The organism is Clostridium sp. E02 (assembly GCF_003833015.1).
Classification (GTDB): Bacteria; Bacillota; Clostridia; order Lachnospirales; family Lachnospiraceae; genus Lacrimispora.
The window spans coordinates 95,012-107,177 of sequence record NZ_RJLQ01000016.1 but is presented as its reverse complement, the minus strand read 5'-3'; the positions used below and the strand labels follow the sequence as shown (position 1 = coordinate 107,177).

Annotated in this window: 19 protein-coding genes; 18 read left to right on the top strand and 1 reads right to left on the bottom strand. The window is 41.0% G+C overall.

All coding sequences use genetic code 11. The features are described from left to right. Nucleotide 1 precedes the first annotated feature (1 nt). Nucleotides 2-502, bottom strand: a complete 501-nt coding sequence (locus EFT72_RS13265) for an SHOCT domain-containing protein (RefSeq protein ID WP_124067401.1) — start codon at nt 500-502, stop codon at nt 2-4. An 89-nt stretch (nt 503-591) separates the two neighbouring features. Between EFT72_RS13265 and EFT72_RS13260 the strand changes: the two genes are divergently transcribed. The 18 genes from EFT72_RS13260 to EFT72_RS13175 all read left to right on the top strand — a co-directional run bounded on the left by EFT72_RS13260 (nt 592) and on the right by EFT72_RS13175 (nt 12,150). Further along, nucleotides 592-801 carry a hypothetical protein gene (locus EFT72_RS13260; protein WP_124067400.1) on the top strand — a complete coding sequence of 70 codons (210 nt, stop codon included), beginning with the start codon at nt 592-594 and terminating at the stop codon, nt 799-801. Nucleotides 802-804: 3 nt separating this feature from the next. After that, nucleotides 805-1,257, top strand: coding sequence for a hypothetical protein (locus EFT72_RS13255; protein ID WP_124067399.1), 453 nt, complete (start codon nt 805-807; stop codon nt 1,255-1,257). Nucleotides 1,258-1,263: 6 nt separating this feature from the next. Continuing rightward, nucleotides 1,264-1,740: a hypothetical protein gene (locus tag EFT72_RS13250; RefSeq protein WP_206426655.1), complete on the top strand. Its 477-nt coding sequence runs from the start codon at nt 1,264-1,266 to the stop codon at nt 1,738-1,740. A gap of 207 nt (nt 1,741-1,947) precedes the next feature. Beyond that, nucleotides 1,948-2,379 carry a DUF5684 domain-containing protein gene (locus EFT72_RS13245; RefSeq protein ID WP_124067398.1) on the top strand — a complete coding sequence of 144 codons (432 nt, stop codon included), beginning with the start codon at nt 1,948-1,950 and terminating at the stop codon, nt 2,377-2,379. Nucleotides 2,380-2,462: 83 nt separating this feature from the next. Beyond that, the gene (locus EFT72_RS13240; RefSeq protein ID WP_124067397.1) at nt 2,463-2,915 is read left to right on the top strand and encodes a terminase small subunit; all 453 of its coding nucleotides are present in this window, start codon (nt 2,463-2,465) and stop codon (nt 2,913-2,915) included. Nucleotides 2,916-3,065: 150 nt separating this feature from the next. Further along, nucleotides 3,066-4,307, top strand: a complete 1,242-nt coding sequence (locus EFT72_RS13235) for a terminase (protein WP_347561884.1) — start codon at nt 3,066-3,068, stop codon at nt 4,305-4,307. Next, nucleotides 4,304-5,860, top strand: a complete 1,557-nt coding sequence (locus EFT72_RS13230) for a capsid protein (RefSeq protein ID WP_243110016.1) — start codon at nt 4,304-4,306, stop codon at nt 5,858-5,860. Before EFT72_RS13235 ends, EFT72_RS13230 begins: the two co-directional genes overlap by 4 nt. 152 nt (nt 5,861-6,012) lie before the next feature. Then, nucleotides 6,013-7,653 (top strand): phage minor capsid protein, encoded by a 1,641-nt coding sequence (locus EFT72_RS13220; RefSeq protein WP_124067395.1) that lies wholly within the window; start codon nt 6,013-6,015, stop codon nt 7,651-7,653. Further along, the gene (locus tag EFT72_RS19700) at nt 7,650-7,781 is read left to right on the top strand and encodes a tRNA (adenine(58)-N(1))-methyltransferase non-catalytic subunit TRM6 (protein ID WP_243110015.1); all 132 of its coding nucleotides are present in this window, start codon (nt 7,650-7,652) and stop codon (nt 7,779-7,781) included. The genes EFT72_RS13220 and EFT72_RS19700 overlap by 4 nt, the downstream gene beginning before the upstream one ends. Nucleotides 7,782-7,972: 191 nt before the next feature. Beyond that, nucleotides 7,973-8,575, top strand: coding sequence for a phage scaffolding protein (locus EFT72_RS13215; RefSeq protein ID WP_124067394.1), 603 nt, complete (start codon nt 7,973-7,975; stop codon nt 8,573-8,575). A gap of 19 nt (nt 8,576-8,594) precedes the next feature. Continuing rightward, a complete protein-coding gene (locus EFT72_RS13210; protein ID WP_124067393.1) occupies nt 8,595-9,554 on the top strand; it encodes a major capsid protein in 960 nt (319 codons plus the stop codon). Between the two features lie 11 nt (nt 9,555-9,565). Beyond that, the gene (locus tag EFT72_RS13205) at nt 9,566-9,844 is read left to right on the top strand and encodes a hypothetical protein (protein ID WP_124067392.1); all 279 of its coding nucleotides are present in this window, start codon (nt 9,566-9,568) and stop codon (nt 9,842-9,844) included. 1 nt (nt 9,845) lies between these two features. Further along, the gene (locus EFT72_RS13200) at nt 9,846-10,238 is read left to right on the top strand and encodes a hypothetical protein (RefSeq protein WP_124067391.1); all 393 of its coding nucleotides are present in this window, start codon (nt 9,846-9,848) and stop codon (nt 10,236-10,238) included. 95 nt (nt 10,239-10,333) lie between these two features. Beyond that, complete coding sequence (locus EFT72_RS13195; protein WP_243110014.1) at nt 10,334-10,576, top strand: hypothetical protein; 243 nt, start codon at nt 10,334-10,336, stop codon at nt 10,574-10,576. Continuing rightward, nucleotides 10,576-10,956, top strand: a complete 381-nt coding sequence (locus EFT72_RS13190) for a hypothetical protein (protein WP_124067389.1) — start codon at nt 10,576-10,578, stop codon at nt 10,954-10,956. The genes EFT72_RS13195 and EFT72_RS13190 overlap by 1 nt, the downstream gene beginning before the upstream one ends. Continuing rightward, entirely contained in the window at nt 10,956-11,363 is a 408-nt protein-coding gene (locus tag EFT72_RS13185; RefSeq protein ID WP_124067388.1) for a minor capsid protein, read from the top strand. The genes EFT72_RS13190 and EFT72_RS13185 overlap by 1 nt, the downstream gene beginning before the upstream one ends. A 5-nt stretch (nt 11,364-11,368) precedes the next feature. Beyond that, nucleotides 11,369-11,836, top strand: coding sequence for a hypothetical protein (locus EFT72_RS13180; protein WP_124067387.1), 468 nt, complete (start codon nt 11,369-11,371; stop codon nt 11,834-11,836). Nucleotides 11,837-11,850: 14 nt separating this feature from the next. Next, on the top strand, nt 11,851-12,150 hold the full coding sequence (locus EFT72_RS13175) for a hypothetical protein (protein WP_124067386.1): 300 nt from the start codon (nt 11,851-11,853) through the stop codon (nt 12,148-12,150). Nucleotides 12,151-12,166 lie beyond the last annotated feature (16 nt).

The following is a 12,166-nucleotide window of genomic DNA, read 5'->3' as shown; positions in this document are numbered from 1 at the left end:
ATTAGAGTTCTAAGAGTTGTTTCTTTTTAGTATCAAATTCTTCCTGAGTAATTACGTCCATATCAAGCAACTCCTTGAATTTTTTCAGTTCATCAGCAGGGGAAAGTGAGCTATTATTAGACGATTTTTGATTGATTAAATCATTTACAAAATCAGTGAAATTCACAGCGCCTTGTGGAGTAGCAGTGATATCTAAAACTATCTTTTCGCTACCGCCAATAATAAAAGTTACATAATTTTTTGCTGACGAATAACTTTCTTTGGTTATTCCGGTAATTGAAGTTAATGGATATTTGTTTGTTTTATAAGTGAAACTAGTTTTAAAATAAATAATTTCTTTACTCGTACATATTGCAAAATTGGTAGAAGCTGGCATAAGTACAGAGCATAAAACAGCTAGGACATCATTTTCATCACTTATTGCTTTGGTTTTTTTAGCTATAGCTATTAGTTTTTTTGGTGCTTTTTCCTTTAAAGTATCTCCACTATAAAAATTATTCATTCATTTATCCTCCGTATAATTTTGAATTAATTCTATCATAAAAATTAAAATTAATCTACTAAAGAACAAACAAGAAGGGAGCTAATAAATTGAAAAAATCATCAAAAGAGCAGCGAGAAGAAAAGACAAAACGGGAAAAAGCTTTGCAGGCAGAACTCGCTACAGCTATAAAAGCACCGCCGGTTATGACCTTTAGTGCAACAATGCCAGCTTATACATATACAAGTCTGTGTTCGGATCCGAAGCGTAGGACAGGTCCGGCTTGTGCAGAAGCCAGACGAAGGAAGGAGGGGGAATAGTTGATGCATGAAATAATATATGCTGTGTACGATAACGGAAAGCTTCTAGGAGAGCATACCTCCAAGGAGTGGGAGGATTTACTTTCCGTACCTAGACAAGCCGTAAGAGATTATGCCCGTGAAGGAAGGACCTACGGGAAACGGTATAAATTTAAGATAGCAGGAAAAAGTGTTAACAAGGAAACCGATCAGAAAGATCTAGGTATAACAATTCGTGAATTGCAAGAATTTAAGAAGTATGTAAAAGTTGGGGACAAGTTTACTTATGTGAGCTATCGAAAAGATTTTGTTCGTGGTGTACAGGTTGAGTCAGAGAAGATGAAAGTTGTAAGAAAGTTTAAGCATATCGTTCAGGTGACAAGCCTTAAGGATCCAAACAGGACAGAAACCATGAATTACGCAGATTTGTATATGCAAAAGAAGCGCAGAAAGAAGAAATTGACAACAGGGAGGTGACATGATTTGGACAAAGAAATACTGGTCCAGTATTGTGAGATGAGAGAGGAAATCAAGGATATTCGCCGGCGCAAGGAGCAGCTGGAAAAGCAGATCAGAAATCTGGGTATCGTTTCGGATTCTGTGAAGGGGACCAGATCTGATGGTACTTATGGAAGCATTAAGATTACCGGATATCCTACACCGGAGCATTACCGGAAAAAGGCAGCTATCGAAAGACTTCAGAAAGTACTGGATATCAAAGAGGCGGAGTTACTGGAACTTATGACGCGGGCAGAGGAATATATTGAGTCTATTCCCAAGAGTGAGGTAAGGACCATGTTTCGACTGTATTACATAGATGGACTTCCTTGGTGGAAGGTAGCGCAAGCTATGAATCGAATGTTTCCGAAGCGGGGGGTAAGATTTACAGAAGATAGTTGTAAGAAAAGAAATTTGAGATTTTTTGAAAATGTCCCTCAATGTCCCAAAGAAATATGTTAGTATGATACCATGCAGGAGCCAGACAGAAAAGCTTTGCATACCTACATTTAGGTAATCCCCCTGCGGTTGCCGGGTGTAACAGCCCGGTGACTGATTGATTCCTGATATTCTCCTTTTTGAAAATGCCTGTCGATTTTTAGCCGATGGGTGTTTTCTTTTGGTAAATTTTGGTGTATGATGAAAGAAAATATATAAAGGGGACTAAGTATGTATAATCTGTATCATGTATCTGCTGTATTTGGTAATATTTTCTTAATATTTGTTTTAGCATTTTTCATTTTTCTTTTGGTTACAAATTGGAGGATTTTTTCCAAAGCGGGTAAACCTGGTTGGGCGATATTGGTGCCTTTTTACAATGCATATATAATGTCTGAAATAGCTTTTGGAAATGCAAATTATTTTATTGCGGTTATGTTTTTGTGGGTAATAGGTTCTATCGGGAGAGGAATTGGAATTTTAAGTACTCTCGTAAGATTGGCTTCAGTGGTTTTATGTATTATTTACTGTTTTAAGATTTCCAAGGCTTTTGGTAAAAGTGGTGGTTTTGCTGTTGGTCTAGTGCTATTACCATTAATCTTTTTCCCGATACTTGCATTTGGTAATGTCGAATACATAGGTCCACAAAAAAAAATTAATTGATATTTTGCAACCAAGTACAGAGGCGGTCAACCCGTCTCTTTTTTGATATAAAAATTAGCCAGATTGGAAGGTGAGGTGAGAGAATGGGAAGGCCGTTAAAAATAAAAACACCAGAGGAAATGGAACAGTTATGGGATGCTTATAAAGCTGATTGTGACAATCAGGAGGTTCTTACCCATGATTTCAGTTCCAAGAATAGTGAATTTGTCAGCGCTAAGCTGCAGCGCAGTATCACATATACGATTGAGGGGTTCTGTGTTTTTGTGGGAATTCCAAGGTCGTTGTTTTATGATACATATTCGATCAAGAAGAGGTATTCGGACATCGTTACACGCATACGTGAGGAATGCGAGGTTGATGCACGTAAGAAGTTTGAATTGCAGGTAATCCCTTCACAGTTGGCTGGACTTTGGATGAGTAAATACGGGTATACAACTAAGGTGGAAAACAATGTATCTGGAACTTTGGATACAGAAAGGACTAAACTTGATGACCTGGTCAAGCAAATGCGAGGAGGTGATCAACCTCATGAGTGATGAACGTCTGCTTCTGTCAGAGAAGTACAAAGCCTTTCTAAAATGCAATGCACCTGCTGAATTCCTTGAGGGAACTTAACCACAGCTGCAGGAAAGACAACGGTTGGCCTGTTTAAGTTCATGCTTAAGGTTGCAGAGAGCCCCAAGAAGTTGCACATTATAGCTGCTAAGGATACCGGAACCGCCGAGAAAAATATCATCAATAAGGATTTAGGAATTGTAGATGATTTTGGTATTCTGGCAGAGTACAACGGGAACGGTACCAAGGACGATAAAATTCCGCATATTCTCTTTCATACTTCCGGAGGAGATAAGGTTGTCTATGTCATGGGCTACGGAGACAAGAAGAAATGGCAGAAGGCTTTGGGCGGTCAGTATGGCTGCTTATACATAGATGAGATCAATACCGCTGATATTGAGTTTGTAAGAGAGTCAGCCATGCGGTGTGATTACCTAATGGGGACGCTTAACCCAGATGATCCGAATCTACCAGTCTATAAGGAGTATATTAACTGTTCCAGACCACTTCCAGAGTGGGAAGAAGAAACACCAAGAGAAATACGAGATGAGTTACGAGAGGAACCAAAGTCCGGCTGGGTGCATTGGTTCTTTTCTTTTACCCATAATTTGGGTCTACCCAAGGAAAAGATTGAAAACATTATTCGCAATACACCAATAGGGACCAAGATATACAAGAACAAAATCCAAGGGCTTAGAGGAAAGGCCACGGGTCTGGTATTTAGTAACTTTGACCGTAAGAAGCATGTGGTCACCAAGGCTTATGCAAAGCAATATGTCAGAGATCCAAACGACCGGCACCAGACAGAATGGTTCGTGCACTTCTCAGGCGGTTTGGATACGTCTTATTCACAGAAGTCTCCGGATACCATTTCAATGAGTTTTATTGGGATTACAAATAAAGGAAACTGCTACGTTTTGGCTGAAAAGGTTTACAACAATGCAGAAGTTGGAACGCCACTGGCTCCTACGGATACGGTTCGAAATTACATTGACTTTCTTGAAAGAAATCGTAAAGAGTGGGGATTTTCCAGAGATACCTTTATTGATTCCGCTGATCAGGCAACAATTACGGAGTTCTTAAAATACAAACGTCTGAATGGCTGTATTTACAATTTCAATGATGCCTGGAAGAAAGAGAAGATTATTGACCGTATTACAAATCAGCTTAACTGGTTTGCAGATGCTGGAGCGAAGCCGTGTTTCTATATTGTGGATACTTGCACTAACTATATTCGTGAATTAGAGGTATACAGCTGGTTGGAAGAGAAAGATAATACACCAGAGGACAGGAACGACCACATGATTAATAGTGTGCAGTATGCGTGGCTGCCATACGAGGTGAAAATCGGAATAGGAAGGAGGAATACATGATGGGGTGGTTTAAGGATATGTTTTTCAAGCTGCTAAAAATAGAACCTGCCACGGAGCAGAAGGTTGTCATCAAAGAACCTTTATCATTCCAAGGTAACGTACTGAAAAATAAGATATGGTATCGTGGAGACCCGTCAGAACTGGAACAATACTTTAAGCAGACTGCGTATTGCGATGTGTTTAAAGCAAGATTCTGGGCTTCTGTACCATTCCGAAAAGTAAGAAAGATACATTCTGGTATTGTAGGAATTGTGGTAGACCGATTTAAAGATATTATAACAGCTGATTTAAATGATATTAGTTTTGGAGAAGAGGGAAAGGCGCAACCACTTAAAGAACTATGGAATGAGATTGCCGAGGATAACAGCTTTGAGAACCTGTTAGGAGAAGCCGTTTCCTCTGTTCTAACAATAGGAGATGGGGCTTTTAAAATCAGTCTTGATGAGGTGAGTAATTATCCTGTTATTGAATTTTGCGAAGCGGATCGGGTTGAGTACAAGTATAACCGAGGTAGATTGTTTGAGATGGTTTTTTCTACGCAATACCAGTATTCAGATAACAAGACCAAGGAATACAGATTGGAAGAAACCTATGGCAAGGGATATGTCACTTATAAACTCTTTGATGATGGAGGGAAAGAAGTACCCTTGGATACTTTGCCAGATACAGTTATTTATGAGGATACAGCCTTTGATGGTGATTACATTATGGGAGTACCACTCATATTCTTTACGTCCAGTAAGTGGAAGGGACGAGGTAAGGCTTTATTTGAGGGAAAGACCGATGACCTAGACGCTTTGGACGAAGTAATTAGTCAGTGGCTTGATGCAGTAAGGAAAGGTCGTGTAAACCGATATATTCCCGAAGATATGATACCAAGAGATCCAGCTACAGGCGAACTATTTGAGCCTAACGAGTTTGACAATGACTACATAGCAATCGGAGCAGTTAAGAAAGAAGGGTACAGCGATAAGATTGAGGTGTCTCAGCCCCAGATATCTTATGAAGCGTACTTAGGCAGTTACTCCGCTTTCATGGATCTGGTTCTGCAGGGAATTATTTCGCCAGCTACACTGGGGATTGACCTGAAAAAAACAGATAATGCAGAGAGCCAAAGGGAGAAAGAAAAGATAACCTCTCATACCAGAGGAACGCTGGTTAAAGTGCTGAATAAGGTTCTGCCAGAGCTGATCAGCAAGGTTATGATGAGTTATGACCTTATGAAAGGAACTTCCCCAGATGAATATGAGGTGTCGGTTAAATTTGGAGAGTATGCAGCACCTGGATTTGATTCCGTAGTGGAAACAGTCAGCAAAGCACGAACTTGCGGAGTTATGAGTATAGAAAAATCTGTAGATGAAATGTATGGCGATACTTTGTCAGAAGATGAAAAGGCAGAGGAAGTCAAACGGATCAAGATTGAGCAGGGAATCTTTGAAACAGAAGAACCTGGACTAAATACAGAAGGGGTGGAGGTAGATGAAGGTAAAGGTAAAGAACCGCCTGTACGAGATGAACCAGAAGGAGTACCAAGGGATTCTGGAAGTAGCTAGTGAGCAGGTGCCCTTTGGTATTTATGCAGTTGAAAAAAAGAGCTATGCGGAGCTTCGATGTGATAAATGCGAAAGTGTTACCAAGCTAAAAAAACTGACCCGGCAATTTAAAGGACAGGGGTACAAAGTGTACTCAAACGGTAGGTGATTATATGAAAGAGTATGACATCGGTGCTGCCTTTGAAGCCATAGAGCAGGAACTAATCTCTTCCATGATTCGGAACATGGGTCGTCATCGGGCAGAAGAAACCAAAGAAGGTTATGATTGGTCCATGTGGCAGACGGAACAGCTTAAGGCACTGGAAAAGTATAAGCATGAGAACCAAAAGAAATACAGCAAGCGGTTTAAGGACATCAATAGACAAATGGAAGGACTTATCTGGCAGGCTAGACAAAAGGGAGGCATGAAACAGGAGGCACAAATCCTTAGAGCCATCAAGAATGGATTCAAGAATTATAAGCACGCTTCAAACAGTGTACAGGCTGAGTTTTTCAAGTTGAATACAAGAAAGTTGGAGGCACTTACTAAAGCAACCAGCAACGATATGAGTAAAGCAGAGACAGCAGTCTTACGAATGGCAAACGACCAGTATCGTAAGGCTATTTTTAACGCCCAGGTATATGCTAACACCGGAGCCGGTACTTATGAAAAAGCTGTTGATATGGCTACTAAGAATATGCTCTCTGCAGGTCTTAACTGTGTAGAGTATAAAAATGGTGCAAGACATACCCTTTCAGATTATGCAGACATGGCAATTCGAACCGGCAGCAAACGTGCATATTTGCAAGGAGAAGGGGAAAAGAAGCAGGAGTGGGGAATCAGTACCGTTATAGTGAACAAGCGGGGAAATCCCTGCCCCAAGTGTCTCCCTTTTGTGGGAAAAGTTTTGATTGACGATGTGTGGTCGAATGGAAAGGCTTCCGATGGAAAATATCATCTTATGAGTACAGCCATTAAAAAAGGGCTTTATCATCCAAGGTGTAAGGATAGTCACAGCACCTACTTCCCAGGGATCTCAACAGCAGACGATGTTTGGACAAGGGAAGAGATTGATAAGATAGATAAGTCACATAAACGAGAAATTAAACAGCAATATGCAAAGAGACAGGCTGAAAGATTTGGTAGACTTGCAGAGTATTCTTTGGATCAAGAAAATCAACAACACAATCAAAGGAAAGTTAAACAGTGGAATCGTGTCAGGTTTAAAACTGGTCCTTTAGATAGTAATGAGTATATGGAATCGAAACAACCGTTGGGGAATTTTATGGCAGTTCCACAGGATACAGTGGTAAACGTTCTTAGAGAAGAATATGATGAGTGGATAGGAATTCTTACAGATGAGGAATCCCATGCAATAAGGAAGTATACCTATAATTCCTTTGAGCCTGATAATAACAAATTTTATTTAAAGCTTAATGCAATGCTAAGAGGAGATCTGAAAAAAGATCCTGAAATCATGAGGTATTCAGATGTGATATCAAGAGCATTGAAGAAGCGTAGGCTTAAACAAGATGTAATTTGTTATAGAAACATGGATATCAATCCGTTAACAGATTTTATAGAAGGAGATATATTTGCCTGGCAACAATTTATAAGTACTTCGGTAATACCGGGAAGAGCATTAAAAAAGAAGTGCCAAATTGCTATATTTGCACCAAAAGGAACAGCCGGGGCATATATTGAAAAAATCAGTGAATTTCCCAAGCAAAGAGAGCTGCTCCTTGACAAGGACTGTATATACAGAGTAATATTAAATCAAGAAGACAAAATTGAGTTGGAGGTATTGCCATGAGTTCATATTTGAAAGAAATGAATGAAGAAGAAAGAAAAAATTGGGAAGAAAAAATGTCAGAGCCATTGAAACCCAAAAAACTCACAAGAGAAGAAATTGAAGAATTGAAAAAACAAGGTAGGATTTAATACCGCTAGTCAGTAAATTGGCTGGTGGTATTTTTAGATACAAGTTGCGATATCGCAATGAGAGGCAAGCTACTAAGCACGCAGGAATCCCTGGGTGTTATTTTTGTACCTAAAATTGTCCGGAATGACGTAAAACTATCAACGCAGGGAAGCAACCCCGTAAAAAGCGTAGCGAGAAAGGAGTAACACATATGAAACGTAAATACTTAGAAGACATGGGGCTGGACAAGGAGACCGTGGACAAAATCATGGCAGAGAACGGCAAAGACATTGAAGATTCCAAAGGAAACCTAGAACAGGTAAAGGAAGAACTGAAACAGACGAAAGGTCAGTTGACCGAGCGCGACACTCAACTGGAAGATATAAAAAAATCCAGCGGAGACAACGAAGAACTGAAAAAACAGATTGATGACCTGCAGAAAGAAAATCAAAAAGCCAAAGAGACTTATGAGGGAGAGGTTAAGGAACTGAAAATGAATGCTGCTATTAAGTTTACTCTGGGAGATACAGCTCAAGACACGGAATTGGTAACCGGTTTATTCGATAAATCTAAGCTTATTCTGGGTGATGACGGTAAAGTTACTGGTCTGGAAGAGCAGATTAAGTCTATCAAAGAGTCAAAGCCATTCCTGTTTAAAGAGGTTAAACCAGATACAGATCCGAAGCCAGGGTTTCGACCATTGGGTGCTCCTGGACAACGGACCCAACAGCAACTAAAAACCGATGAAGGTAAAGTTGATATGAAGTCGGCAATTGAAGCCAAGCTTCAATCACAAATACCTTCAAATACATAATTAAGGAGATGAATGAATTATGGCTATTACGTTAGCAGAAGCAAGAAAAAATGTGCAGGACGACCTGCAAATGGGAGTTATTGATGAATTCCGTAAATCCAACTGGATTCTGGATCACCTTACTTTTGATGATACCGTATCCCCTACCGGTGGCGGAGCAACCCCGACTTATTCTTATACAAGGTTGAAAACGCAACCTACCGCACAGTTCCGTGAGATCAATAAGGAATACACACCGAGTGAAGTTACCAAGGAACGTCATTCCGTGGACATTAAGGTATTTGGGGGTTCTTATCAGATTGACCGTGTCATTGCAAATATGGGCGGTATCGTATCGGAGTTAGAGCTGCAGCAAACCCAGAAGATTAAAGCAGCACAGGCATTATTTAATGATACATTTATTAACGGTGACAGTGCGGTGGACAGTGACGCTTTTGACGGACTGGACAAAGCTTTAACCGGTAGTTCTACAGAATACAACACCGGTGAGACCGCCATCGACCTGTCCACTTCAAAATTGGTGACTGACAATTTCCAGTACTTTTTAGATATGTTAGATGAATTCCTTAGAGGGCTGGACGGAGAACCGTCGTTCATTGCCGGGAATACGAAGCTGATTTCCAAACTTCGGGCTTGTGCAAGACGTGCCTCTATGTATCAGGTAACTAAGACTGATTGGGGAACCAATGTAGAGTCCTATGGAAATATTCCCTTCGTAGACTTAAGAACAAAGCCAGGAACCAATGATGATGTTGTATCGATTGATGGAACAAAAGGAATCACATCTCTTTATGCAGCAAGGTTAGCTCTGGACGGACTTCATGGTGTATCTTTTGCAGGAGTAGCACCAGTACAAACATGGTTGCCTGATTTCTCTACCGCGGGAGCTGTAAAGACTGGTGAAGTAGAAATGAATGCTGCAATCGCATTAAAAGCTTCCAAAGCTGCAGGTGTGTTCCGTGGCATTAAAGTGAAATAAGGAGGTATTCTATGAAAGTATTTTCACCCAATAAACAGTACACAGGTACGTCTGCCAGCGTACCATTTTGCAATGGCGTGGGAGAGACAGAGGATCCGCGCCTGTTACATTGGTTCAAAAGCCATGGGTATGAAGCAGGGGATTTACCGGAATCAGGAGATCCTGATCCTGCAAAAGATCTAAGGGAACCTCAAGAGGAGAATCCCGAAGCCCCGGAAGTAAATGCGGAAAAAGAACCTGATAAGGAGACAAAGAAAGGAAGAACTAGAAGCCAGAAAGCAGGTGAATAAGATGGCATATCAGCCTTACGCAACTCCGGAATATTACAAAGATATATACAAAGGTGATATTGTACCAGATGAAGATCTGGAAAAAGTACTTCGACAAGCCAGCCGGCATATTGATTCCCTGACCTACAACCGCATTGTGGGCCGGGGAATTTCTAGTTTAACTGAGTTCCAGCAGGAAGTCATTCAGGAAGTGATCTGTCAGCAAGCAGATTTCGAATACGAAAATTCGGATGAGATTAACACAATCCTGTCCAGCTATAGTATTAATGGGGTATCAGCTCAGTTTGGGAGCTCCTGGAATGTATTCATGGATAAAGGTGTGGCTATGAAACGAGATGTATATGCCCAGTTATCCCAGACAGGCTTGTGTTGCAGGATTGCGAGGTGTCTATGAAATACCCTTGTCTTGTACCAAAAAGGCTCTGCAAGACAGATATCCATGTCCATCTGGAAAGTGAGGAGCTCAACAACCTAGGAGAGCCAAAGTACATGGCAGATCTTCCAGACTTAAAATGTAACTTCCAAGATAAAACAAAGACAATCTTTACTGCAGAGAAAAAGTTGATACAGATAACCGGAAGGGCTATGTTCCCCGGTGATATTGCGCCAGACTTCCCAACCCTAAGCGGGGGTACCGTTACTATATTTGGGGAAGATCGACGGATTGAGCAAGGAACAAAGAACCGGAATCCAGATGGAACAGTGAACTTTTGCACCCTGGAGGTGATCTGATGCAGGTGAGGTCAACGGTAAAAATGAATATGCCACGTATTAGGAAGTTAACACAGGCGGCTGTTACAGTTTTAGAAATGACAGCGGAAGCACTGCATACTGAAGTTATACAAGCTCAGGTGGTACCATTTGATACCGGTAATTTGCAGGGTGAAAGTTTCTTTGCTGATTATTCGGATTCCTCCAAAGGAAAGGTTCAGCTTGTGACCAGTACCCCTTATGCGAGACGTTTGTACTTTCACCCGGAATATAAGTTCCAAACTGACGAGAACCCCAACGCAAAGGGACATTGGTATGAAGACTGGGAACCTGGAGGAAGCAAAGAAGATTTTGCTCCTAAGGCATTTAAGAAATTTTATAAGAGAGTAGGTGGTGTGTGATGCTGGCCTTAAAAGATATCCGCCAGTATATATCTGGTTTGGAGATTGTGGCAGATGATAATGTTTACATTGGAAAGCTGGATAACAAAAAGCAAAAGTCTATCGGGGTTTACAGCCGGCCGATTTCCGGTCCTGCAAACATTGCTATAGGCGGTCTAGAATGTACCACCTACGACACGAAGCCCGTATCACTCCTGATCCATTGGAGCAAAAGCAAAGATGAGACAGAAAAAACGGCCTATAATTTATTTGAGAAACTAAGAAGTGTATCCAGCCTTACCATAGGAGATATCCATATTAACTATCTGCGTCTGATGGTTCCCGAACCGCAAGACGTTGGGTCAGATGATACAGGGGTGTATGAATATGTTATTTGGCTGGATTTTATTTATGAAAGGAACAGGTGATATTTATGTCAGAAGCTAAGGTATATCCGGTAAATAACAACAAGTTTAAAGTCGGCTTAAACGGACTAAAGGACACTATGATCATGATCGCAAATCTGACGAATTTTGCTCCCAGCATTGAGGGGGGTGTAGAAGAGTGGAATGCCATGGAGCACGAAGGCTGGGGCAATGCTATGATGACCAGTAAAAAACTGTCATTCTCCTTCCAGGGTAAGCGTACTTACGGAGATCCGGGCAATGATTACGTGGCAGGTCTTGCATGGAAATCCGGGAATGACGTGATGGCGCCATTTGAATGGGAAATGCCTTCCGGTGCGATCGTGTCTTTTGATGCGATCATTAACGTAACCACTCCCGCAGGTGGAGATAGTACGGCAGTAGACGCTTTGGAATTTGAAGTGAAGTGTAAAGGTAAGCCAACATTTACAGAAGCAGCTAAAACAATAGCTAAAACAACAGTGTCAACAAAATAAGGAGGAAATAAGCTATGGCAAAAGTGGTTGATATTACGGATAAACTCACATTTGAAGGAAACCCTTCATTGATGATCAAGGGAAAGAAACTGGAAGTAAACGCAGATGCCCCTACAATGTTAAAGGTTATGGGAGTCATGGGTGCAAAAGATCCGGGAGTAAATGAGATTTTAAAAACCTACGACATGATGTTTCCGGAAAAGTCAAAAAAGGAAATTGAAAAACTGGGGCTTAACTTTAATGATCTGATTGTGGTGGTTCAGGAAGCAGTCGGTTTAATTACAGGGGAGGACATTAGCCAGGGAGAGCAGTGACCCGTACTACGATCTA